Annotated in this window: 20 protein-coding genes; 11 read left to right on the top strand and 9 right to left on the bottom strand. The window is 68.0% G+C overall.

Annotated features, from left to right (window positions below):
• Positions 1-152: 152 nt before the first annotated feature.
• The 3 genes from EV138_RS12040 to EV138_RS12025 form a co-directional block, all read right to left on the bottom strand.
• Complete coding sequence (locus EV138_RS12040) at positions 153-998, bottom strand: lysozyme (RefSeq protein ID WP_133978699.1); 846 nt, start codon at positions 996-998, stop codon at positions 153-155.
• 103 nt (positions 999-1,101) lie between these two features.
• Complete coding sequence (locus EV138_RS12035; RefSeq protein WP_166678561.1) at positions 1,102-2,364, bottom strand: neutral zinc metallopeptidase; 1,263 nt, start codon at positions 2,362-2,364, stop codon at positions 1,102-1,104.
• 51 nt (positions 2,365-2,415) lie between these two features.
• The gene (locus EV138_RS12025) at positions 2,416-3,612 is read right to left on the bottom strand and encodes a neutral zinc metallopeptidase (protein ID WP_166678560.1); all 1,197 of its coding nucleotides are present in this window, start codon (positions 3,610-3,612) and stop codon (positions 2,416-2,418) included.
• Positions 3,613-3,720: 108 nt separating this feature from the next.
• Between EV138_RS12025 and cysS the strand changes: the two genes are divergently transcribed.
• On the top strand, positions 3,721-5,154 hold the full coding sequence (gene cysS / locus EV138_RS12020; RefSeq protein WP_133978691.1) for a cysteine--tRNA ligase: 1,434 nt from the start codon (positions 3,721-3,723) through the stop codon (positions 5,152-5,154).
• A gap of 1 nt (position 5,155) precedes the next feature.
• Positions 5,156-6,118: a 23S rRNA (guanosine(2251)-2'-O)-methyltransferase RlmB gene (gene rlmB / locus EV138_RS12015; protein ID WP_133978689.1), complete on the top strand. Its 963-nt coding sequence runs from the start codon at positions 5,156-5,158 to the stop codon at positions 6,116-6,118.
• A 59-nt stretch (positions 6,119-6,177) separates the two neighbouring features.
• On the opposite strand, the gene EV138_RS12010 is transcribed toward rlmB, so the two are convergent.
• The 3 genes from EV138_RS12010 to EV138_RS12000 all read right to left on the bottom strand — a co-directional run bounded on the left by EV138_RS12010 (position 6,178) and on the right by EV138_RS12000 (position 9,492).
• Positions 6,178-7,065 (bottom strand): S1 family peptidase, encoded by an 888-nt coding sequence (locus EV138_RS12010; RefSeq protein WP_238158078.1) that lies wholly within the window; start codon positions 7,063-7,065, stop codon positions 6,178-6,180.
• A gap of 114 nt (positions 7,066-7,179) precedes the next feature.
• Positions 7,180-8,820, bottom strand: coding sequence for a DUF7800 domain-containing protein (locus EV138_RS12005; RefSeq protein ID WP_133978687.1), 1,641 nt, complete (start codon positions 8,818-8,820; stop codon positions 7,180-7,182).
• Positions 8,821-8,907: 87 nt separating this feature from the next.
• Positions 8,908-9,492, bottom strand: a complete 585-nt coding sequence (locus tag EV138_RS12000; RefSeq protein WP_133978685.1) for a TetR/AcrR family transcriptional regulator — start codon at positions 9,490-9,492, stop codon at positions 8,908-8,910.
• Between the two features lie 85 nt (positions 9,493-9,577).
• Between EV138_RS12000 and EV138_RS11995 the strand changes: the two genes are divergently transcribed.
• The 4 genes from EV138_RS11995 to EV138_RS11980 all read left to right on the top strand — a co-directional run bounded on the left by EV138_RS11995 (position 9,578) and on the right by EV138_RS11980 (position 12,311).
• On the top strand, positions 9,578-10,729 hold the full coding sequence (locus tag EV138_RS11995) for an acyl-CoA dehydrogenase family protein (RefSeq protein ID WP_133978684.1): 1,152 nt from the start codon (positions 9,578-9,580) through the stop codon (positions 10,727-10,729).
• A complete protein-coding gene (locus EV138_RS11990) occupies positions 10,726-11,493 on the top strand; it encodes an SDR family NAD(P)-dependent oxidoreductase (protein WP_133978682.1) in 768 nt (255 codons plus the stop codon). Before EV138_RS11995 ends, EV138_RS11990 begins: the two co-directional genes overlap by 4 nt.
• Positions 11,494-11,631: 138 nt before the next feature.
• Positions 11,632-11,904, top strand: coding sequence for a type II toxin-antitoxin system Phd/YefM family antitoxin (locus tag EV138_RS11985; protein WP_166678559.1), 273 nt, complete (start codon positions 11,632-11,634; stop codon positions 11,902-11,904).
• Positions 11,904-12,311, top strand: a complete 408-nt coding sequence (locus tag EV138_RS11980) for a type II toxin-antitoxin system VapC family toxin (protein WP_133978677.1) — start codon at positions 11,904-11,906, stop codon at positions 12,309-12,311. The genes EV138_RS11985 and EV138_RS11980 overlap by 1 nt, the downstream gene beginning before the upstream one ends.
• A 92-nt stretch (positions 12,312-12,403) precedes the next feature.
• Here EV138_RS11980 and EV138_RS11975 read toward each other — a convergent pair whose 3' ends face one another.
• Positions 12,404-13,648, bottom strand: a complete 1,245-nt coding sequence (locus EV138_RS11975; RefSeq protein ID WP_133978675.1) for a DUF4032 domain-containing protein — start codon at positions 13,646-13,648, stop codon at positions 12,404-12,406.
• 109 nt (positions 13,649-13,757) lie between these two features.
• Between EV138_RS11975 and EV138_RS11970 the strand changes: the two genes are divergently transcribed.
• The 5 genes from EV138_RS11970 to EV138_RS11950 all read left to right on the top strand — a co-directional run bounded on the left by EV138_RS11970 (position 13,758) and on the right by EV138_RS11950 (position 19,854).
• Positions 13,758-14,765: a LacI family DNA-binding transcriptional regulator gene (locus tag EV138_RS11970; protein ID WP_112244609.1), complete on the top strand. Its 1,008-nt coding sequence runs from the start codon at positions 13,758-13,760 to the stop codon at positions 14,763-14,765.
• A gap of 236 nt (positions 14,766-15,001) precedes the next feature.
• Positions 15,002-16,378, top strand: coding sequence for an ABC transporter substrate-binding protein (locus tag EV138_RS11965; RefSeq protein ID WP_133978673.1), 1,377 nt, complete (start codon positions 15,002-15,004; stop codon positions 16,376-16,378).
• On the top strand, positions 16,378-17,301 hold the full coding sequence (locus EV138_RS11960) for a carbohydrate ABC transporter permease (RefSeq protein ID WP_133978671.1): 924 nt from the start codon (positions 16,378-16,380) through the stop codon (positions 17,299-17,301). The genes EV138_RS11965 and EV138_RS11960 overlap by 1 nt, the downstream gene beginning before the upstream one ends.
• A gap of 8 nt (positions 17,302-17,309) precedes the next feature.
• Positions 17,310-18,281, top strand: a complete 972-nt coding sequence (locus EV138_RS11955; RefSeq protein ID WP_133978669.1) for a carbohydrate ABC transporter permease — start codon at positions 17,310-17,312, stop codon at positions 18,279-18,281.
• A gap of 25 nt (positions 18,282-18,306) precedes the next feature.
• Positions 18,307-19,854 (top strand): glycoside hydrolase family 13 protein, encoded by a 1,548-nt coding sequence (locus EV138_RS11950; protein ID WP_133978667.1) that lies wholly within the window; start codon positions 18,307-18,309, stop codon positions 19,852-19,854.
• A 48-nt stretch (positions 19,855-19,902) separates the two neighbouring features.
• On the opposite strand, the gene EV138_RS11945 is transcribed toward EV138_RS11950, so the two are convergent.
• Together EV138_RS11945 and EV138_RS11940 are read right to left on the bottom strand one after the other, a co-directional pair.
• A complete protein-coding gene (locus EV138_RS11945) occupies positions 19,903-20,514 on the bottom strand; it encodes a DUF4396 domain-containing protein (RefSeq protein ID WP_133978665.1) in 612 nt (203 codons plus the stop codon).
• Position 20,515: 1 nt separating this feature from the next.
• Positions 20,516-22,759 carry a heavy metal translocating P-type ATPase gene (locus tag EV138_RS11940; RefSeq protein WP_133978663.1) on the bottom strand — a complete coding sequence of 748 codons (2,244 nt, stop codon included), beginning with the start codon at positions 22,757-22,759 and terminating at the stop codon, positions 20,516-20,518.
• Between the last annotated feature and the right edge of the window lie 4 nt (positions 22,760-22,763).

The following is a 22,763-nucleotide window of genomic DNA, read 5'->3' as shown; positions in this document are numbered from 1 at the left end:
AGGAAAGAAAGGCAAGGAAAGGAAGGCGGGGCGGTCGGGAAAGGCAAGGGAAGGAAGGCGGGGTGGAGCAGGGCAGGAGGAAGGCGGGGGTGGCGCGAGGCGTGGCCGGAGAGCCGGAGGGTTGGGCCTCCGGCTCTTCGGGTGCCCGGGGGTTAACCGTTGGCTAGGGCAACCAAGCGGGTCTGGTCGCCGTTGAAGCGGTCCTGGTCGATCGGGGTGGAGCTGTACTGCCAGATGGTGTGGTACGGCCAGCCGCCCGGCAGGGTGCCCGGAGCCGAGGCGTAGCGGGCGACCCAGAGCGGGTTGGTGGCGTTGAAGGCGGTGCTGTTGCCGGTGCAGCGGCTCCACCAGTCGAGATTGGTGTAGATCACGGCGTCGCGGCCGGTGCGGGACTTGTAGGTGTTGAGGAAGTCCCGGATCCAGCTGACCATCGCCGACGCGCTCAGCCCGTAGCAGGTCGCGCCGTACGGGTTGTACTCGATGTCGAGCGCGCCGGGCAGCGTCCTGCCGTCGCGGGACCAGGCGCCGCCGCGGTCGACGAAGTAGTTCGCCTGGTTGGCGCCGCTGGAGTCGTTCGGCGTGGCGAAGTGGTAGGCGCCGCGGATCATGCCGACGTTGTAGGACCCGTTGTACTGCTGGGCGAAGTACGGGTTGGAGTAGTAGTTGCCCTCGGTCGCCTTCGAGTAGGCGAACCGCTTGCCGGCGTTCCATTGCGCGGCCCAGTCGACGTTGCCCTGGTGGCTGGAGACGTCGATGCCTTCGACGGTTGCGGTCGGGGCCATCACCGCCGGACCGGCCGCGGTGGTGGGCTGGCGCCAGCCCATGAAGGCTTCACCGGCCTTGGTGATGCCGTGCTGACGAGCTTCGGCCGTCGGCTGGTGAGCGGCCGGACTGGTGGTGGAGTCGGGGGCGGGAGCGGCGCTGGCGAGGGTGGAGCCGGCAAGCGGGGCCAGGAGCAGACCCAGGGTGACGGCGGCACCCGTGACGAAGGATTTCACGAGGGACCTCCACAGAGCGGTGAGGGGCGGACAGAGCGCTCGGCGGAGTTCTTACCCTGCTGAGGTAAGAAATAACCACAAATCCCAAAATTGATGTGAGTATCTACCGAACCTTGTCCGACGTCGCCGTGAACGTGTTGCACTGCGCGACGTTGCGGCTGTTGAAACCGCGGTTCATCCAGTACGGCTGGACGACCTTGCTGCCGTGCGTGCGCTCGGTGTCCCACTCGTCGCCGGAGTTGTGCGAGATGAAGTTGAACTGGTTCTTGTACGCCCGGTTGACCGGCAGGGTCGCCTTGTTCGCGCCCTGGAAGACCGCCGCGAAACAGGTCGCCTGGATCTCCATCCGGCGGTTGATCTCCAGCTGCGCGGCCTTGTTCGGCGCCTCGTACCAGAGCTCGTCGAACGCGTCGCTGATCCCGGTCAGGTTCTGCAGGTGATGGCCGTACTCGTGCGCCATCGTGTTGGCCATCCGGACCCGAATCCACATCTTCGAGATCCTGCTGTCGTGGAAGTGCTGGACGTCGGTGCGCCCGTCGATGTAGATGGTCATGTTGGAGTCGCAGTAGTGCGAGCGGCCCGAGCTTCCCCCGCACGGTGTCTGGCCACCGCCGTTCATGGTGACCACGTTCGCCGGCCGGAAGACATCGCGGCCCATCCGGACCTGCCGCGCCCAGGCGCGATCCAGGCAGGCCTTCATCGAGCGGTCGAAGGAGGTCTCGCTCGCGATGGTCGAGGCGTTGGTCCCGGGCAGCCGGCACCCCGTGCCGGGCTGCGTACCGGTCCGGTAGAACAGGTCGCGGGTGACGATCTCGTAGTTGGTCGGCTGCCGGGGCTGCCGGGCCGTCGTCTTGGTCGGCTGAGGAGCCGTGGTCGTGGGTTCGGTCGTCGTCGGCGCGCTGGTCGGCTCGTCCGTCGGCTCTTCGGAGGGGTCGTACGTCGGCTCGTTGGTGGGGCTGTAGGTGTACGTCGGCTGCGGCGACGTGTAGTCGTTCAGCCGGTGCTGCTTGTTGATCACCCCGGCGATCCACAGACCCACGACCCCGACAACCAGGACGATCGGGATGATCGCGATCCAGCCCCGGCTCTTCTTCTTCGGCGGCTGCGGCCCACCCGGCCCCCAGCCGAACCCCGGCCCACCCGGTCCACCGGGTCCGCCTGGCCCACCAGGGCCGACCGGTCCGCCGTACTGCGGCCCCGGGTACGGCGTACCGGCGTACTGCGGCCCGCCCGGCCCGCCGACTGCTCCGGGTCCGCCTGGTACGCCGAACTGCTGCGGTGGGGGACCGGGGTACTGCGGCGCGCCCCACTGCTGGGGTGGGCCCTGGTAGGGCGGCTGACCACCGTACGGCTGCTGGTTCGACAAGGTTCCTCCTCCGACCGGCACCGTACCGGCCGGAGGGTTCGCTTCAGCTGATCACTGCACTGCGGCGCTGGTAGCGGTGAAGGTGTTGCAGGCGGCCAGGTTGCGGGTGTTGTAGCCGCGCATGGTCCAGTTGCCGTGGCTGATCCGGTTGCCGTGGATGCGGTGGCCCGGAATCGGGTCGTAGTTGTCGCCCATGTGGTAGACCATCCAGCTGAACTGGGTCTTGAGCTGGCCGCTGATCGGGTAGCTGTTCCGGTTCGCCGCCACGAAGAGCCCGCCGAAACAGCTTGCCTGCAACTCCATCCGCCGCTGCACCTCCAGTTGCGCCGTCTTGTTCGGCGCGTCGTACCAGAGCCGGTTGAAGGCCGGCAGGATGCCGGTGATCTGCTGGATGTGGTGGCCGTACTCGTGGGCCACCACGAACAGCATGTTCGCGCGGACGAAGGCCACACCGGCGGGATTCCCGTTGGCCCGGCGGTACTGGGCCATGTCGTAGTCGCCGGCCAGGTACATCGTGTGGTTGATCGCGCAGTAGTACGAGCTGGGCGCGCTGTAGCCGCACGGCGAGCCCACCTTGCCGTTCATCACGATCGTGTTCGGCGCCTTGAACGGCAGCCCGGCCGCGTTCACCTGCCGCGGCCAGCCGCGGTCGGCGCACGACTTCACGTTCGCGTAGTACCTGATGGCGTTGGACAGGGAGGTCGGCCGAGCGCCCGACTCACGGCAGCGGACGCTCGCCTGGACACCGGTCCGATAGAACTTGGTCCGGCTGACCACCTCGTACGGCGTGGGCGTGCGAGGCGGAGGCGGTGTCGCCTTGGTCGGCTTCGGGTCGGTGCCAGTCGTCTGTGCCTCGGTGGGCTTGGTGGACGGACCGGTGCTGGGGTCATCGCTGGGGGTATAGCTCGCGGTCGGCTGGGGCTGGGCGTAGTCGTTCAGCCGGTGCTGCTTCTGAATGACGCCGTAGATCCAGAGCCCGACCACTCCGACGACGAGTACCGGGATGATCGCCAGCCAGGCCTTGCTCTTCTTCTTGGGCTGCTGCGGACCACCCGGTCCCCAGCCGAAGCCGGGGGCGCCCGGCGGCGGTCCGTAGTACTGAGCCGGGCCGTTGTACTGCGGTGCGCCGTACTGCGGGCCGTATTGCGGCTGCTGCGGGGGCGGTCCCTGGTACTGCGGTGCGCCCCACTGCTGGGGCGGCCCCTGGTAAGGCGGCTGCCGGCCGCCGTACGGTTGCTGGTTCGACAAGGCAACCTCCTCGGGCAGCACCGTACAGTCCGGTGGTGACGGCCCGGTCCGATGACCGCTGTGGGGAAATTGTCAAGAGCACCCCTATATCACCGTTACCCTTGATCAGTGACAGTTCGCTTGTACGACACCGCGACAGCAGCAGTGAGGGATTTCGAACCGGTCCATCCGGGCAAGGTCGGGATCTACCACTGTGGGCTGACGGTGCAGGGTGCCCCGCACGTCGGGCACATCTACAAGGAGATCGTGTTCGACGTCCTCCGGCGCTGGCTGGAGCGGTCGGGCTACGAGGTCACCGTGATCGCGAACGTCACCGACATCGACGACAAGATCCTGGCGAAGTCGGCCGAGCGGCAGGTGCCGTGGTGGGCGCACGCCTACGAGTTCGAGCGCGAACTGCACTGGGCGTACGACGTACTGGGCTGCCGTCCGCCGACGTACGAGCCGCGCGCCACCGGTCACATCCCCGAGATGCTGGTGATGATCGGGGAGCTGATCGAGCGCGGGCACGCGTACGTCGCGACCGACGGCTCCGGCGACGTGTACTTCGACGTGAAGTCCTGGCCGAAGTACGGCGAGCTGTCGCACCAGCGGATCGACGACATGGAGGCCGCCGAGGACGCGGACCCGCGCGGCAAGCGCGACCCGCGTGACTTCGCGCTCTGGAAGGGCTACACGGAAGGCACTCCGCGGACGGCGTCGTGGCCGACCCCGTGGGGTCCCGGCCGCCCGGGCTGGCACCTGGAGTGCTCGGCGATGGCCGGCAAGTACCTCGGCGACGAGTTCGACATTCACGGCGGCGGCCTCGACCTGCGCTTCCCGCACCACGAGAACGAACTGGCCCAGTCGACCGCGGTCGGGCAGAAGTTCGCCCGGTTCTGGATGCACAGCGCTTTGGTGACGGCGGCCGGCGAGAAGATGTCGAAGTCGCTCGGCAACGGTGCGGTCGTGCGCAACGTGGTCGAGCAGGTGCGGCCGATCGAGCTGCGGTACTACCTGGTCAGCTCGCACTACCGCTCGGTGGTCGAGTTCTCGATGGCCGCGCTCGAGGAGTCCGCGACGAGCTTCCAGCGCATCGAGGGCTTCGTCGACCGCGCGACCGAGGTGACCGGTGGGGTGGAGCCGGCGGCCGACGTGCCGCAGGCGTTCGCCGACGCGATGGACGACGACCTCGGCACGCCGGCCGCCGTCGCGGTACTGCACAACACCGTGCGGGACGGCAACAAACTGGTCGCCGACGGCGATTCTCCTGCCCTGCAAGAGAATCTGGCCGCTGTGCGAGCCATGCTCGGCGTGCTCGGGCTGGACCCGCTGGCCGAGCCGTGGGCGTCGCGGGCCGGTGGCAACGAAGAACTGACCGAAGTGGTCGACGGGCTGGTGAAGGCGCTGCTCGACCAGCGTCAGGCCGCCCGCGAGCGCAAGGACTATGCCGCGTCGGACGAGATCCGCGACCGGCTCAAGGCGCTCGGCGTCGTCGTCGAGGACACCCCACAGGGGTCCCGGTGGACGATCGCCGCGCACCCATCAACCGAAGGAAACTGAAGTGCCAGGCAGTAGTCAACGCAAGGGTGCGATCCGCAAGAAGCCACGCGGCAACCCGACCGCCGGTTCCGGTGGCCGGGTCCGCCGGGGACTCGAGGGCAAGGGCCCGACCCCGAAGGCCGTGGACCGCACCAAGCACCCCGCGCACAAGCGGGCGAAGGCCAAGGAGCGCGCCGAGAAGCGCACCACCGGCCGCCGCCCGGACCGCAAGGACTCCGAGTCCACGGTCGAGTGGGTGTACGGCCGCAACCCGGTCGTCGAGGCGCTCCGCGCCGGCGTACCGGTCAGCGCGCTCTATGTTGCCGAGGGCACCGAACGCGACGCCCGGTTGCGCGAGGCGCTGCTGATCGCCGTTGAGCACGGGATCTCCCTGCTCGAGGTGCCCCGGATCGAGCTGGACCGGCTGACCAGTCACGGGGCCCACCAGGGTCTCGCCGTGCAGATCCCGCCGTACGAGTACGCGCACCCCGACGACCTGCTGCGGCTCGCGTACGACGCCGACCAGGTGCCGTTGATCGTCGCGCTCGACGGCGTGACGGACCCGCGCAACCTGGGTGCCATCACCCGGTCGGCCGCGGCCTTCGGTGCGCACGGCGTGCTGGTGCCGGAACGGCGTACGGCGTCGATGACCGCGTCGGCCTGGAAGACCTCGGCCGGTGCGGCGGCCCGCATCCCGGTGGCCCGCTGTACGAACCTGAACCGCGCGCTGAAGTCCTACAAGGACGCCGGCCTGCTGATCGTCGGCCTCGACATGGGCGGCGAGGTCGAACTCCCCGACCTGCAGGCCGCCACCGAGGCGATCGTCCTGGTCGTCGGCAGCGAGGGCAAAGGCCTGGCCCGCCTGGTCCGGGAGAACTGCGACCTGATCGTGTCGATCCCGATGACCAGCAGCACCGAATCCCTCAACGCCGGCATCGCCACCGGCGTAGCCCTCTACGAAATCTCCCGCCGTCGCGGCCAGTAGTCGTCAACGCACCAGAACCCCGGACGGTGACCGTCCGGGGTTCTGTGCTGTCTGCGGGATCAGTAGACGCTGACGCCGTAGACGGAGAGGGGTTCGGTGACGGGCTGGAAGAAGGTGGTGCCGCCGGAGGAGCAGTTGCCGCTGCCGCCGGAGGTCAGGCCGAGGGCCTTGGTTCCGTCGAACAGCGAGCCGCCGGAGTCGCCGCCTTCGGCGCAGACGTTGGTCTTGATCAGACCGGTGACCGTGCCCTCGGCGTAGTTCACCGTGGCGTTGGTGCCGGTGACCGTGCCGCTGTGCACGTGGGTCGTGCTGCCGCTGCGCTTGACCGACTCACCGACGAAGGCGTTGGCCGCCGTGGTGATGTCCTGGGACGACCCGTTGTAGAGGTCGACCGTGCCGGGGTGGTTGGTGTACGAGCTCGCGTACTTCACGATCGCGTAGTCGTTACCGGGGAAGCTGGAACCGGAGGTGGTGCCCAGCAGCGTGGTGTGGCTGGAGTTCGAGTACCAACTGGAGGCGATGTTGCCGCAGTGGCCGGCGGTCAGGAAGTAGTAGGTGCTGCCGCTGCGGACGTTGAAGCCGAGCGAGCAGCGGTACTGGCCGCCGTAGATGGCGTCGCCACCGGCGATCCGCTTGCTCAGCTTGCCGGAGATCTTCTCCAGCGTGATCCGGCTGCCGAACTGCTTGGTGACGCCGGTCAGCGAGTTGAGTTTGGCGCCGGTCACGGTGTCGTCGTACGACACGATGATCCGGCCGTCGGGAAGCGTCACCCAGGCGGTGCCCGGGATGGCGGCCTCTTTGCTCAGCGTGGAGGTGATGCTGCCGGCCGACACCTTCGACAGGTCGACGGGGGCGGCCGTCGCCTGGGTGCCCAGCATGGCGGTGGTTGCTGCCAGGCCGGCGGTGGCCAGGACGGCAACGGTACGGCGGATGTGGATGAACTTCACGGTCAGCCTCCTCACGATGAGGGCGCGCTCGGGGCGGGTGCGCCCTTGACTTAACCGTGATCGAACCTACCGGAAGTTGTCACAATGTAAACGCCTCAATCCGGAGGGTAAGGGTTATCCTCCGTGCGCGACGGTCCGCCGCAGCACCTGGCGGCCGCCGCGGAGCTCGGCATGGTCGACCTCGACCAGCCACCGGTCGCCGGTCAGCACGATCGTCATCACCCCGTTCCCGAACCACGGCCCGTACGCCGTACGCCAGCGCGCCGCGACGTCGCGCACCCCCGCCGACCGGGCCAGCCGATGCAGCAAGGCGGCCATCCAGCGAGTGTTCAGCACCTTGTTCGCCAGCTGGATGGGCCGGCCGATCGGGTTGCGGAACGGCGACATGGTGAGCTGGCGGATCGCCGTACCGGGGTGGTCCACGGCGGTCAGCTCGGCTTCGGACAGGTAGCTGCAGTGCACGTCGCCTGAGAGCATCAGGATCGAGGCCGGCGGGTTCTCGGCGCGAACCAGGTCGGTCAGCAGCTCGGTCACATCGTCGAACGACCGCCGGAACGACGCCCAGTGCTCCAGATCCATGTCTTGCCGGATCCGCTCGCCGACCCCGGCGGCCCGCGAGCCCCACGCTCCGGAGGCGACCGCCTCGTTCCAGCCCTCCAGATGATGGAGGCCCGGCGTGAGCAGGAAGGGCAGCGTCGACGCGAACAGCAGATGGTTGATCGGCTGGGTCGCGCCGACCGTGTGCCGGCGTACCCATTCCCACTCGTGCGGATCGACCATCGCCCGCCTGGACGGCTGCAGCTCGCGGGAGCACCGCGAGTCGACCGCGAGCAGTCGGACGCCGTTCGAGCGAGCGCCGAAGTCGCGGTAGAAGCTCCAGCGGGTAGAGGCGGGGTCGTCGTCCGCCTCCCACGCGAACGCGTCCAAGTACGAACTGCGCTCGTCCTCGTCCTCCAGCGCCCGCATCGCGGCGTACGTCGGGTCCTTCTCGAGCTGCTCCGGTGAGAGGTTGCCGAGGTGCTGATAGACCCAGTACGACGCGTAGGCGCCCACCACTCGGTCGTGCCACCACGGTTGCGAGGTGACCCAGCGGCGCCAGCTCAGTGAGGTGTTCCAGTCGTCGCGCAGGTCGTGGTCGTCGAGCAGCATGCACACCGGGACCGTCGAGAACAGCCAGCGCACCGCCGGCGTCAGCCACGCGTCGTCGTACAACCAGGTGTACTCCTCGAAGTTGCCGATCTCATCGGCCACCTCGGAGTCCTGCCGTCCACCGTGCGCTGCGCGGAGCTTGGCCAGTACGGCGTCCGACGGGTCGTCGGCGTACACCTGATCGCCCAGCAGCAACAGCGCGTCCGGCCGCTCACCGTCGTCGCCGGCCATCCGCTCGGCCAAGGCGACGAGCGCGTCCGGGCCGAAGTCCTGGAAACCCTGCTCGTCGAACGGCGCCGATCGCCGGCAGGACCCGAAGGCCAGCCGGAAGCTCCCGTCCGACCGTGGCGTCCGGATCACACTGGGCCCGTACGGACTGTCGGCCGGCGGCCAGACCTTCGAGCCGTCGAGCAGCACCTCGTACGGCGTTTCGCTCGCGGGCTCCAGGCCTTCGATCAGCACGAGGGCGTAGTGATGCCCGTGTACCGACCAGGTCGGTGCACGGTGCCCGAGGATCTCGACGTCGCACGGTCCGTCGGTCTCGACCCACACGGTCGCCCGCGTCTCGTCGACGTACCGGAGCAACGGCCCCAACTTCAGCTGCATCCGCCCCACGCTATCGACCGGGGCAACTCGGCGGCGGTCGACAGCGCCTGCGTGAGACGGGGTTGATGGAGTGCGGCCGGGCCGCGGTCAGTCGTGGCGGAGGGAGTGCAGGACGAAGGAGGCCAGTTCGCGGTACGCCTCGGCGTCGCTCAGGCCGGTCCGGCGGGCGATGTCACCGCGCTGGATCGCCTGCATGGTGTGCGCGACCATCTCCGCGGCGAATCCGATGTCGACCTGCCGGAACGCCTTCCCGGCGATCCCGTCCTCGATCAGCGAGCGGACCCGGTCGGCCGCGATCCGGGTGTTCCGCTCGTACACGGACCGGGCCGGCGCGAAGGTGGAGACGTCGTCCAGGAAGGTCCGGCTGGCCGGCCGCAATGCGTCCGCCACCGCACCGAGGTACGCCGCGATCCGGCGGTCCGGCCGGGTCTGTTTGGCGACCGCGGACTCCACCTCGGCGGTGGCGTTCTTGAAGTAGTGCTTGACCACCTCGACGGCAAGTTGTTCCTTGCTCGGCGCGAGCGCGTACAGGGTCGTTTTGCTGCAGCGCAGCTCGGCCGCCAGGTCGTCCAGGGTGAACCGGCTGAAGCCCTGGGTGAGGAACAGGGACAGGAGCCGGTCGAGCAGCTCTGACTGCCTGCGCGTGCGGCGCCCGGGGACGACTGTTGTCATATCGAGACAGCATAGAACGATACGGAGCTTTGGTCTTCAGTATCAATACGAGTATCATTTCGACGAGCCTTGAGAGGGGTGTCCAATGGCTGTCGATCGCTTGCTGCCGACCGAGGAATCCACCGACCTGCTGGCCCTGGTCCGTGACCTGTGCGAGCACGAGCTCGCGCCGTACGCCGCCAAGGCCGAGGAGACCGAGTCGTTCCCGCGCGACGCGTTCCGGACCATCGGCCGGGCCGGCCTGCTGGGCCTGCCCTATCCCGAGCAGTACGGCGGCGCCGAGCAGCCGTACGAGGTCTATCTGCAGATGCTCGAGGAGATCGCGGCCGCCTGGATGTCCGTCGGCGTCGGTCTGTCCGTGCACACCATGACGAGCTACGCGGTCGCAACCTTCGGTACGCCGGATCAGCGCGAGCTGTTGCTTCCGGACATGGTCGGAGGTGACCTGCTCGGCGCCTACGCGCTGTCGGAGCCGCAGGCGGGTTCGGACATCAGCGGGATGACAACGAAGGCTGTCCGCGACGGCAACGACTACGTGCTCAACGGCACCAAGTCGTGGATCACGCACGGCTCGCAGGCCGACTTCTACACGACCTTCGCCCGGACGTCGGCCGACCAGAAGCACGGCATCTCCGCCTTCCACGTGCCGGCCACGTCCGAAGGGCTCAGCTTCGGTGCGCCCGAACGCAAGATGGGCCTGACCGGATCGACCACGACGACGGTCAACTTCGACAACGTCCGGGTGCCGGTGGCGAACCTGATCGGCGAAGAAGGTGCCGGGATGCGGATCGCGTTGTCCGCCCTCGACTCCGGCCGGCTCGGCATCGCGGCCTGCGCGACCGGTCTCGCCCAGGCAGCGCTCGAGCTCGCGGCGTCGTACGCGCAGGAGCGCAAGCAGTTCGGCCACGCGATCTCCGACTTCCAGGGCCTCCAGTTCCTGCTCGCGGACATGGCCGCGGCGACCGAGTCCGCACGATCGACGTACCTGCAGGCCGCTCGCCGCCGCGATCTCGGCCGGCCGTTCACCCAACAGGCGGCGATCGCCAAGCTGGTCTGCACGGACGCGGCGATGAAGGTGACCACGGACGCCGTCCAGGTGCTCGGCGGCTACGGTTACACCCGGGAGTTCCCGGCCGAGCGGTACATGCGCGAGGCGAAGGTGACCCAGATCTTCGAAGGAACCAACCAGATCCAGCGGCTCGTGATCAGCCGCGACCTTCTCAGGAGCGTTCGATGAAGCTTGGCCCGTCCGATGTCGCTCTCGTCACCGGTGGTGGCTCCGGCCTGGGAGAGGCGACCGTACGCCGGTTCGCCGCGTCCGGCGCCGGCGTGGTGATCTGCGACCTGCCCTCGTCGGCGGGCAAGGCGATCGCCGAGGAGCTGGGCTCGCGGGTGCGCTTCGTGCCGACCGATGTGACCGACGAAGCCGCGGTGGCCGCCGCGCTGGACGTGGCCGCCGAGCTGGGTGCGCTGCGCCTGGTCGTCACCTGCGCGGGGATCGCGACGCCGGGCCGGGTCGTCGGCCGCAAGGGACCGTTGCCGCTGGCAACTTTCCGGCAGGTGATCGAGGTCAACCTGATCGGCACCTTCAACGTGCTCCGGCTCGCCGCCGAGCGGATGATCGCCCTCGAGCCGGACGAGGACGGTGACCGCGGCGTCGTGGTGATGACCGCCTCCATCGCGGCGTACGACGGCCAGATCGGCCAGGCGGCGTACGCGTCCAGCAAGGGCGGGATCGTCGGCCTCACCCTGACCGCGGCCCGGGACCTGGCCGACAAGGGCATCCGCGTCGTCACCATCGCCCCCGGCACCATGGAGACCCCGATGCTGGCCGGCCTCCCCGAAGACGCCCGCAAGGTCCTCGAACAGCAGGTCCCCCACCCAGCCCGCCTCGGCCGCCCCGCGGAGTACGCCTCACTCGTCGACCACATCGTCTCCAACCAACTCCTCAACGGCGAGGTCATCCGCCTCGACGGCGCCCTCCGCATGCCACCCCGCTGACCGACGAGCCCTCGAACAGCTGAAAAACCCTGTGGACAAAGGCTCATCTGCTCTGTTCGACGGATAACTTCTCTGCCGAATCGACCAGGCGATTCGCTGCGCAGGAGGTGTCAGACAAATATGTACTACAGTGTTGTCATGGCGGAGATTCCGGTCAGGGTGCTGAACCAGGAGACGGCCAAGGTGCTGGCCCGGGTGAAACAGGGTGAGGAGATCGAGATCACCGAGCGAGGCGCGGTGATCGCGCGGCTGCTGCCCGCCAAACCGTCCCCGGTGGTGCGCCTGCTGGAAACCGGCAAGCTCCGGATGCCGCGGACCAGTGGCCCGATGCCGCATCCCCGAGGTGAGATCCGCACCGACCGGCAAGCCGGTGAGTTGCTGGAAGAGTCGCGGGACGAGGAACGGTACTGATGATCTACCTCGATACGGCGGCGCTGGTGAAACTGGTCCGTCGCGAGGTGGAGTCGGATGCGCTCGTCGACTGGATCGCGGAACGCCCGGAGGAGTTGCTGGTTTGCTCGGCGCTCGCCGAGGTAGAGCTTCCGCGCGCTGTACGGCGTACTGAACCGGCCCTGCTGTCCGCAGTCCCAGGCGTGCTCGCCCGGATCGCGGTCTACGAGATCGACGAGGTGGTTCGAACCACGGCGGCCGCCTACGACGACCTCGACGACCTCGATCTCCGCTCAGTCGATGCGATCCACCTCGCCACCGCGGACGCAGTACTGGGAGACGACCTCACAGCCTTCGTCACCTACGACCGTCGTTTGTCGAGTGCCGCGAAGGACCTCGGGTTGCCACTGACAGCGCCGGGAAGCTGATCAGGTCGTAGCTCGGACCGGTCCGACGGTGGTGGTGGGCGGTTGGGCGGTGGTCCAGGCGGTGGGGACGGAGCCGCCGGGGTCGGTCGGCGTCAGTCGAGATCGGGGTCGACTGTGCTGCCGGGTGGGGGCGGGGGCGGGAGGGTGAGCTTCTCGTCCGGTTTGGCGGCGAGGACGGTGTCGACGTACGAGCGGGCCGCTTCCATCGTGTCGATCTCGTGGCCGGCCTGTTCGGACAGGAACCAGCGGTGTTCGAGGACTTCGTGGAAGACCTCGGCGGGCTCCAGTTTGCGGTTCAGGTCGCGTGGGACCGAGCGGACCACTGGTTCGAAGACGTCGGTCAGCCATTGGTGCGCGACGATCTCTTCGTCCTCGTTCTGCTGGTCGGTCGAGGCCGCGAAGGAGTCGAGGTCGTTCAGCAGCCGGCGGGCCTGGTTCTCCTCCACATCCAGTCCGGTCAGTCGCAGCAACCGGCGGCTGTGGTGGCCGGCGTCCACGACCTTCGGCTGGATCCGGACCTGGCTGCCGTCCCAGTCGGTGATGATGTCGATCTCGGCGACGTCGAAGCCGAGCTCGTTCAGCCGCCGGATCCGCGAGTCCAGCCGGTGCATCTCGTCGGTGTGGAACTCCTCCGGCGCGGTCAGTTCCTTCCAGAGCGCCTCGTACCGCGCGGTGATCGAGTGGATCGTCTCCAGCGGATCGATGTCGGAGTCGAGCAGGCCGCCCTCCTCCAGATCGGACAGCTCGCCGAACAGGTTGATCTCGGCCGTGTAGAGGTCGTGCGCACGCTGACCGTCGGAGATGTCCTGGTGCAGCTCGCCGGTCTCGGCATCCACCAGGTACGCCGCGAACGCGCCCGCGTCGCGCCGGAACAACGTGTTCGACAGCGAGCAGTCGCCCCAGAAGAACCCGAGCAGGTGCAGCCGCACGATCAGCGCGACCAGTGCGTCGATCAGCCGGTTGACCGTGTCCGGCCGGAGCGTGCTGGAGAACAGCGCGCGGTACGGGAGGGAGAACTGCAGGTGCTTGGTGACCAGGATCGAGTCGAGCGGTTCACCGTTGCGGTCGACCCGGTCGGTGATGACGCCGACGGGCTCGACCGAGGGGGAGTCGAGTCGTTCGAGATCCCGCAGCAGCCGGTACTCGTGCATCGCGAGGTGTTCCATCACCTCTTTGATCGCGTAGACGGTGCCGTTGACCCGGACGAAGCGGACGACGTGTCGCGAGATACCGCGCGGCAGGGCGACCAACTGGTCCTCCGGCCAGTCCTCCAGCGGGATGTCCCACGGGAGCGAGAGCAGGCCGGTGTCAGGGCGGGTGGCGACGAAACGAGGCACCCGACCAGTGTGTCAGCTTCCTCCGGCAGAATGTTGAGGATTCAGCGGTTGGGCAGTGAAAGCGCAAGCGGACGCAAGTTCTTGCGGATTATGGCGTAGTGTTTGCGCTATGACGCGACGACTTGCTGAGGTGGCGAAGAAGGTCGGGGTCAGCGAAGCGACGGTGAGTCGCGTGCTGAACGGGAAGCCCGGAGTGTCCGAGGCGACCCGCGAGGCCGTGCTGACCGCGCTCGACGTGCTGGGATATGAGCGCCCGACCCAGTTGCGCGGCGACCGCGCGAGGCTGGTCGGCCTGGTTCTGCCGGAATTGCAGAACCCGATCTTCCCGGCCTTCGCCGAGGTGGTCGGCGGCGCACTCGCGCAGCAAGGTTTCACCTCCTTGCTCTGCACCCGGACCGTCGGTGGCGTGTCCGAAGCCGACTACGTGGATCTGCTCCTGCAACAGCAGGTCTCGGGGGTCGTGTTCGCCGGTGGCTTCTACGCCCAGGCCGACGCACCCCATGCGCACTACGAGCTGATCCAGGAGCGCCGGCTGCCGACCGTGCTGGTCAACGCGGCCGTCGACCATCTCGGGTTCCCGCAGGTGTCGTCGGACGACGTGGTGGCCGCCGAGATGGCGATCGGACATCTCCGCGCGCTCGGGCACCAGAAGATCGGTATGGTGCTCGGCCCGCGGGATCACATCCCGTCGCGCCGCAAGCTGGACGCGTTCCTCGCCTCGCCGGAGGCCGATCCCGAACTGGTCGAGCACACCATGTTCTCGCTCGAGGGCGGCCATGCGGCCGCGACCCGGCTGGTCAAGCACGGCGTGACCGGCATCGTCTGCGCCAGCGACATCCTCGCGCTCGGTGCGATCCGCGCCGTACGCCGGGCCGGTCTCTCGGTGCCCGACGATGTCTCGGTGATCGGCTACGACGACTCCGCGATGATGAACTGCACCGACCCGCCCCTCACCACGGTCCGGCAGCCGATCGACGCGATGGGCCGGGCGGCGGTCGACATGCTGGTCGCCCTGATCGAGCGTGCGGCGGTGCCGGCCGACGAGCTGCTCTTCGAGCCGGAGCTGGTCGTCCGCGCCTCGACGGCTCGAGTGAGGACGTCGGTCGCCGCGACCTGACAACGACAGACTCCTCGCGCGACAACGAAGTACGGGCTGTTACTGACTGACTACGAAGGGCCAGTGCCGCGATCGAGCGGCGCTGGCCCTTTGCTATACCCGCAAGTTCCGCTGACGAGTCACGTTTTTGCAACTTGAGGTTGAAGTATTGCGCTGATCCGGTCGTGTTGCCTACGGTGTGGCCCACATCAGAGGGGCGGGACGGATGTCGCCCTCGCCAGCAGAAGGGCAGATCGATGAGGACTACGAGCCACCGCAGGGCGCTGAGCTTGCTGCTCGTGGCAGGGCTGGGCCTGGCGGCCGCGTCCTGTGGATCGGACGACAAGCCGGCGGCGCAGAGCTCGGGTGGAGCCGACGCCAAGGTGACCATCACGGTCGGCTGCGAGCCGCCGAAGAGCAACCCGAAGGAACGGGCCGGCTGGGAGGAGGATGTCACCGCGTTCCAGCAGTTGCACCCGAACATCACCATCGAGAGCAAGGACGCCTTCCCCTGCATCAACCCGGACACGTTCCAGGCGAAGCTGGCGGGCGGGACGCAGGAGGACGTCTTCTACGTCTACTACACCGACGTCCAGAAGATCATCAAGGCGAAGCAGGCCGCCGACATCACACCGTACGTCGGTAGCGTCAAGGCCCTCGCCGACGTCCGGCCGGACGTCAAGGGTGTCTTCGCCGACGGCGACAAGACCTACGGCATCCCGCGCAACAACTACAACATGGGCCTGGTCTACAACCGCAAGCTGTTCACCCAGGCCGGGCTCAACCCGGACGCGCCGCCGAAGACCTGGGCCGAGGTGCACGAGGCGGCGAAGAAGATCTCCGCTCTCGGCGCCGGCTACACCGGCTTCGGTGAGTACAGCGCGGGCAACACCGGTGGCTGGCACTTCGCCGCTTCTCTGTATGCACGGGGTGGGTCGATGGTGAGCGACGACGGCAAGAGCGCGGCGTTCAACAGCCCCGAGGGCAAGGCCGTGCTGGAGAACCTCAAGCAGATGCGCTGGGACGACAACAGCATGGGCACCAAGCAACTGCTGCAGTGGGAAGACCTGATGCGGATGATGGGCTCCGGCAAGCTGGGCATGATGATCGGCGCGCCCGACGTGGTGCAGTCGGTGAACAACGACTTCCAGGGCAAGTTCGACGACTACGGCGTCGCCGCGGTGCCGGAGTCCGAGGGCAAGGCGTCGCTGAGCGGCGGCGACGGGTACATGTTCAACCCGAAGGCCACGCCGGAGAAGATCAAGGCCGGCCTGCTGTGGCTGGAGTTCCACGAGCTGACGCCGGGCAAGGGCCAGTTCAACTACGAGCGGGCCAAGGCGCAGGGTCGCCCGGTCGGCCTGCCGATCCCGGACCTGTACGGCGACTCGGCGCCCGGCAAGCAGATCGTTGCGCTGCGCAAGCAGTTCGCCACGGTGCCGGTCGAGCACTTCACGCCGTACGTGACCGCGCAGGCGAGCATCACCAACAAGCTCGAGCCGCCGAAGGCGCAGGAGCTGTACGCCGTCCTCGACGTGGCGATGTCCGCGGTACTGACCCGCAAGGACGCCGATATCGACAAGCTCCTCGCCGATGCCGCGTCGAAGGCCGACAAGATCCTCGCCAAGAACAGCTGATGGCGGTACTGACCGCGAAACCGCCGGTGCGCCGCTCCCTTCCCCAGGGAGCGGCGCGCCGCGCGGTCGGCAGGAACCTCACGGCGTACGGGTTCCTCTGCGGCGCCTTGATCTGCTTCGCCTTCTTCTCCTGGTATCCGATGATCCGCGAGATCATCCTGAGCTTCCAGAGCACCAACTTCGTCGACCCGGCCCAGTGGGTCGGCTTCGACAACTTCCGGACCGTCTTCGCGGACTCGGCGTTCCGGTCGGCCTGGCTCAACACCGCCGCGTTCAGCGGCCTGGCCCTGGTGGTCGGGTACGCCGTACCGTTCGTGCTCGCCGTCGTGCTGAACGAGCTCCGGCACGCGAAGGCGTACCTGCGCTTCGTCGTCTATCTCCCGGTGATGCTCCCACCTGCCGTCGGCGTCCTGCTGTTCAAGTGGTTCTACGATCCCGGCGCCGGTCTGTTCAACCAGATCCTGGACGGCTTCGGGATCCCACCACTGAGCTGGCTGGACTCGACCAGTACTGCGTTGATCTCGCTGGTCATCGTGTCGACCTGGATGAACCTCGGCACCGGAACCCTGATCTACCTCGCGGCCCTGCAGAGCATCCCGGGTGAACTGTACGAATCCGCCGAGCTGGATGGCGCCGGGCTGTTCCGCCGCGTCTGGCACGTCACGGTCCCGCAGACCAAGCTGATCTTGTTGGTGATGCTGCTCCTGCAGGTCGTCGCCACCATGCAGGTGTTCATCGAGCCGTACCTGCTGACCGGCGGTGGACCGGAGAACGCGACCGTCACCGTCGCCTACCTGATGTACCAGTACGCCTTCAACTTCGGCGACTTCGGCGGCGGCGGCGCACTCGGTCTGATGCTGATGGTGGTGCTGATGGTGTTCTCGGCGATCTACCTGCGGGTCTCGCGGGACAACCAGAGCTAGGAGCGACGATGACCACCACCCTCAACCCGCCACCGTTGCTCGAGGCAACCACGCCCACACCGGCACGTCGCGGTACCAGGAAGAAGAAGGACAAGGGACGCGGCTACGAAACCCGCAGCCTTGTCTCGCCGATGTCGCTGCAGACCTGGCACGGCAAGCTGGTCTACTGGACGATCCTGGTCGTCGTGGTGATCGGGTTCACGCTGGCCTTCGTGTTCCCGCTGTACTGGATGGTGACCGGTGCGCTGAAGTCGCCGGAAGAGCTGGCGCAGATCCCGCCGAGCTTCTTCCCGAAGCACTTCGACTTCGGCGTCTACGCCGACGCCTGGGACCAGTTGCAACTCGGCGTCTTCCTGAAGAACACCGCCCTGTACGCCGGTGGCGCGTGGCTCTTCACGCTCGCGGTCGACGTGACCGCGGCGTACGCGTTGTCCAAGCTGCGGCCGTTCTTCGGCAAGCTGATCCTCGGGCTGATGCTGGCCACGCTGATGATCCCGCCGATGGTGCTGCTGCTGCCGACCTATCTGGTCGCGAAGGACGTGCCGCTGTTCCACTTCGATCTGCTCAACACCCCCTGGGCGATCTGGTTGCCGGCGGCAGCGAACGGCTTCTTCATCTTCCTGCTCAAGCGGTTCTTCGACTCGATCCCGCGCGAACTCCTGGAGGCGGCCGAGATCGACGGCGCGTCGCCGATGCGGATCCTGTGGTCGATCGTCCTGCCGGTCTCCCGGCCGATCCTGGGCGTCGTCTCCATCCTGTCGGTGGTGACGGTCTGGAAGGACTTCGTCTGGCCGCTGCTGGTGCTGCCGGAGACCGACAAGATGTCGATCAGTGTCGGCATCGCGTCGCTGTCCGCGCAGATGCCGCAGAACGTCCTGATCGCCTCGCTGGTGATCGCGAGCCTGCCGACGATCCTTGTTTTCTTCGTGTTCCAGCGCAGCATCATGGCGGGTCTCACCGCCGGAAGCCTCAAAGGCTGATCCCCCAACCCCCAAAGGAGAAGCAATGTCGGATACGTGGTGGCGCGGAGCGGCGATCTACCAGGTGTACCTCCGCAGCTTTGCCGACGGCAACGGTGACGGGATCGGCGACCTGGCCGGACTGCGGGCGAAGCTGCCCTACCTGGCCGAGCTCGGCGTCGACGCGATCTGGCTGAACCCGTGGTACCCGTCGCCGATGGCTGACGGCGGGTACGACGTGGCCGACTACCGCGCGATCGAGCCGAGCTTCGGCACCCTCACCGAGGCGGAGGACTACATCGCCGAGGCCCACGCGCTGGGGATCCGGACCATCATCGACATCGTCCCGAACCACGGCTCGGACCAGCAGGACTGGTTCGTCGCCGCGCTGGCGGCGGGTCCTGGTTCGCCCGAGCGGGAGCGGTTCATCTTCCGGCCCGGCCGCGCCGGCGGGCTGCCGCCGAACGACTGGCAGTCGATCTTCAACGGTCCGGCCTGGACCCAGGTCGACGACGGCGAGTGGTACCTGCACCTGTTCGCGCCCGAGCAGCCGGACTTCAACTGGCGTAACCCTGAGGTGATCGAAGAGTTCCACTCGATTCTGCGGTTCTGGCTGGATCGCGGCGTGGACGGCATCCGGATCGACAGTGCGGCCGTGCTGTTCAAGGATCTCGACAGGGTCGAGGAGTCCTACACCGACCACGACGAGGTGCACGACGTGTACCGCGGCTGGCGGCAGATCACCGACTCCTACGAGGGGCGCTTCCTGGTCGGCGAGATGTGGATGCCGGACCAGGAGCGGTTCGCGCTGTACCTGCGCCCGGACGAGATGCAGACCGCGTTCAACTTCGACTTCCTGTCCCGGCCGTGGGACGCCGGCGAACTGCGCGCCTCGATCGACCTCACGCTGACGACCCACGTGCCGATCGGAGCGCCGCCGACCTGGGTCCTGTCGAACCATGACGTGACCCGGCCTGTCACGAAGTACGGGCGTCCGGACACCTCGTTCTCGCACCAGGACCGCAAGCACGGGATGGTGACCGACCCGGTGCTCGGTGAGCGCCGAGCCCGCGCTGCCGCATTGCTCGCGATGGCATTGCCAGGTGGGCTGTATGTCTACCAGGGTGAGGAACTCGGCCTGCCCGAGGTCGAGAACCTGCCCGACGAGCTGCTCCAGGACCCGCTCTGGGTCCGCTCCGGCGGCACCGACCGTGGTCGTGACGGCTGCCGGGTCCCGATCCCGTGGTCGGGCCAGGAGCCCCCGTTCGGCTTCGGCTCCGGTACGCCGTGGTTGCCGCAACCCGCCGACTGGAAGAACCTCACCGTCGAGTCCCAGCACGACGACCAGAACTCGATGCTCACCCTCTACCGCAACGGCCTGCGCATCCGGCGGACGGATCTCGGCGACGGCACCCTCACCTGGCTCGACGCGCCTCCGGGCGTCCTGCTGTTCGCCCGCGACTCTGGCCTGAAGTGCATCACCAACCTCAGCCCCGCCCCGGTCGACCTACCGCCACACACCGACCTGCTGCTCGCCAGCAACCCGCTGGAGAACGGCAGACTCCCCACCGACACCGCAGCCTGGGTGCGCTGACCAAGCGGGTACGGCCACCGGTGAAGGTGGCCGTACCCGATTGGTGGGTCAGTGGTAGGCGTGCATGACCGCGTGGCCTTTGCCGCGGCCGATCAGCCAGCGGTTGACGGGGACGGTGAGGGTGAAGGCGATGGCCAGGGAGGCGAGCAGGCTGGCCCAGAAGAGGACGGAGGACAGGCCCGCGTCCATGGCGCCGGGGACGGCGAGGACGAAGGCGTTGTCGACGATCTCCATGGTGAGGATGCTCAGGGTGTCCGCGGCCAGGGCGACCTTGAGGGCCTGCCGGAACGGGATGCCGGCGGCCAGCACCGGGCGGATCGTCAGCGAGTAGCCGAAGAAGAACGCCAGGACGATCGAGAGGATCACGGTCGCCAGGTTGTGGAACCCGGCCGCGGTGCCGATCACCATGCCGAGGATCTCGCCGATCGCACAGCCGGTGAGGCAGTGCAGCGTGGCCGAGATCGCCTGCCGGGTAAGGCTCTGCCCGGCGCCGTGCCCCTCAGGCCCGCCGTGCCCCTCATGCCCGCCGTGTCCCTCATGCCCGCCGGGCCCCTCATGCCCGCCGTGCCCCGCGTGCGCGGTGTCCTCGCCGGGCGCGGCGTGCCCCGCGTGCGCGCCGGCCTCGGTGTGAGGGTGGTGATCAGTGTGCTTGTCGGTCATCTCAGTTCCCGTTGGTGAGTGGCTGGAAGCGGCGGAGCCGCAGGCTGTTGGTGACGACGAAGACCGAACTGAACGCCATCGCGGCGCCGGCCAGCATCGGGTTCAGCAGCCCCGCGGCCGCCAGCGGAAGGGCAGCGACGTTGTACGCGAACGCCCAGAACAGATTCCCCTTGATGGTTCGCAACGTACTGCGGGACAACCGGATCGCGTCGGCAGCCGAACGCAGGTCGCCCCGGACCAAGGTCAGGTCACTCGCCTCGATCGCCACGTCCGTCCCGGTGCCCATGCTCAGCCCGAGATCCGCCTGAGCCAGCGCCGCCGCGTCGTTCACGCCGTCGCCGACCATCGCGACCACCCGGCCTTCGCCCTGCAACTTCTTCACCGCGTCGACCTTGTCGGCCGGCAGTACCTCGGCGATGACCTCGTCGATCCCCACCTCGGCCGCCACCTTCTGCGCCACCGCCTCGTTGTCCCCGGTCAGCAGCACCGGCCGCAGTCCCAATGCCCGCAACTGCTTGATCGCCTCGGCCGAACTGGGCTTCACGGTGTCGGCGACAACCAGTACTGCGCGCGCCTTGCCGTCCCACCCGACAGCGACGGCAGTACTGCCTTCGGCCTCGGCGTGCTCCTTGGCGTGCGCGAGCTCCTCCGGCAGGTACTGGCTCCACTCCTCCAGCAGCTTCGTGCGACCGACCAGGACAGCGTGCCCGTCGACAATCCCTTGCACACCAAGGCCTTCGACGTTGCCGAAGTCCTCGACCTCGGGCAGCTTGCCGACCTCGTCAGCAGCCCCACGAGCCACCGCCTGCGCGATCGGGTGCTCACTGGAGTGCTCCAGTGCACCGGCCAACCGCAGTACGTCGGCTCGTTCTTCACCTGGAGCCAACAGTACGTCGACCAGCGCCATCCGCCCGGTCGTCACAGTGCCGGTCTTGTCCAGTACTACGGTGTCGACGCGCCGGGTCGATTCGAGCACCTCGGGGCCCTTGATCAGGATGCCCAGCTGTGCGCCTCGCCCGGTACCGACCATCAACGCGGTCGGTGTCGCCAGCCCAAGAGCACACGGGCAGGCGATGATCAGTACCGCGACAGCCGCGGTGAACGCCACCTCGGTCGGCGAGCCGTTGCCGAGCCAGAAAGCCAACGTGGCAAGGGAAAGCGCGATCACGATCGGCACGAACACCCCGGAGATCCGGTCGGCCAGTCGCTGGACCGCGGCCTTGCCGTTCTGCGCGTCCTCGACCAGCCGGGCCATCTGCGCCAGTTGGGTGTCGGAACCGACCCGGGTCGCCCGGACGATCAACCGGCCGCCCGCGTTCACGGTGGCGCCGACGACCGCATCGCCTTCGCCTACCTCGACCGGCACGGATTCGCCGGTCAGCATGGACGCGTCGACGGCGCTGCTGCCGGTGACGACCACGCCGTCGGTGGCGATCTTCTCACCCGGGCGGACGACGAATTCGTCGCCGACGGCAAGCTGCTCGGCAGGGATCCGGACCTCGGCGCCGTTCCGCAGTACGGCGACGTCCTTCGCGCCCAGCTCCAGCAGGGCCTTCAGTGCGGCACCGGACCGGCGCTTGGCGCGAGCCTCGAAGTACCGGCCGGACAGGATGAAGGTGGTGACGCCGGCCGCGACCTCGAGGTAGATCTCCTCGGCACCGCCGCCGCGCGACGGGATGAGGGTGAACGGCATCGTCATTCCGCGTTCGCCGGCCTCGCCGAGGAACAAGGCGTAGAGCGACCAGAGGTAGGCGCTGACGACGCCGAGCGAGATGAGCGTGTCCATCGTCGCGGCACCGTGGCGCAGATTCGTCCAGGTCGCCTTGTGGAACGGCCACGCTGCCCAGGTGACCACCGGAGTGGCCAGCGTCAGCGACGCCCATTGCCAGTAGTCGAACTGCAGAGCCGGAATCATGCCCAGGGCAATCACCGGTACGGCGAGGGCGATGCTGGTGTAGAGCCGCTCGCGGAGCGGCCGCAGCTCATCGAGAGCCTCAGCCGCCGCTTCGGTTGACGGCGGCGTCGGCAGCGCGGCGGTGTAGCCGGTCGCCTCGACCGTTGCCACCAGGTCGTCGGTGCTGATGCCGTCGGCGAAGGTGACCTTCGCCTTCTCGGTGGCGTAGTTGACGGTCGCGGTCACGCCCTCCATCCGGTTCAGCTTCTTCTCGACCCGGGCGGCGCAGGAGGCGCACGTCATGCCACCGATCACGAGTTCGACGGCGTTCGGTGGTTCTTGGTTGGTCATAGCG

Source organism: Kribbella voronezhensis, from assembly GCF_004365175.1.
Lineage (GTDB): Bacteria > Actinomycetota > Actinomycetes > Propionibacteriales > Kribbellaceae > Kribbella > Kribbella voronezhensis.
Note: the sequence above shows the minus strand (reverse complement) of the source record. Positions and strands in the feature narration are given on the sequence as shown.

What these genes read in the sequence shown, in the direction of transcription:
- EV138_RS12005 (WP_133978687.1), bottom strand. Translation starts at nt 8,820, where the DNA reads ATGCAGCTGAAGTTGGGGCCGTTGCTCCGGTACGTCGACGAGACGCGG.
- EV138_RS12000 (WP_133978685.1), bottom strand. Translation starts at nt 9,492, where the DNA reads ATGACAACAGTCGTCCCCGGGCGCCGCACGCGCAGGCAGTCAGAGCTG.
- EV138_RS11995 (WP_133978684.1), top strand. Translation starts at nt 9,578, where the DNA reads ATGGCTGTCGATCGCTTGCTGCCGACCGAGGAATCCACCGACCTGCTG.
- EV138_RS11990 (WP_133978682.1), top strand. Translation starts at nt 10,726, where the DNA reads ATGAAGCTTGGCCCGTCCGATGTCGCTCTCGTCACCGGTGGTGGCTCC.
- EV138_RS11985 (WP_166678559.1), top strand. Translation starts at nt 11,632, where the DNA reads ATGGCGGAGATTCCGGTCAGGGTGCTGAACCAGGAGACGGCCAAGGTG.
- EV138_RS11980 (WP_133978677.1), top strand. Translation starts at nt 11,904, where the DNA reads ATGATCTACCTCGATACGGCGGCGCTGGTGAAACTGGTCCGTCGCGAG.
- EV138_RS11970 (WP_112244609.1), top strand. Translation starts at nt 13,758, where the DNA reads ATGACGCGACGACTTGCTGAGGTGGCGAAGAAGGTCGGGGTCAGCGAA.
- EV138_RS11965 (WP_133978673.1), top strand. Translation starts at nt 15,002, where the DNA reads ATGAGGACTACGAGCCACCGCAGGGCGCTGAGCTTGCTGCTCGTGGCA.
- EV138_RS11960 (WP_133978671.1), top strand. Translation starts at nt 16,378, where the DNA reads ATGGCGGTACTGACCGCGAAACCGCCGGTGCGCCGCTCCCTTCCCCAG.
- EV138_RS11955 (WP_133978669.1), top strand. Translation starts at nt 17,310, where the DNA reads ATGACCACCACCCTCAACCCGCCACCGTTGCTCGAGGCAACCACGCCC.
- EV138_RS11950 (WP_133978667.1), top strand. Translation starts at nt 18,307, where the DNA reads ATGTCGGATACGTGGTGGCGCGGAGCGGCGATCTACCAGGTGTACCTC.
- EV138_RS11945 (WP_133978665.1), bottom strand. Translation starts at nt 20,514, where the DNA reads ATGACCGACAAGCACACTGATCACCACCCTCACACCGAGGCCGGCGCG.
- EV138_RS11940 (WP_133978663.1), bottom strand. Translation starts at nt 22,759, where the DNA reads ATGACCAACCAAGAACCACCGAACGCCGTCGAACTCGTGATCGGTGGC.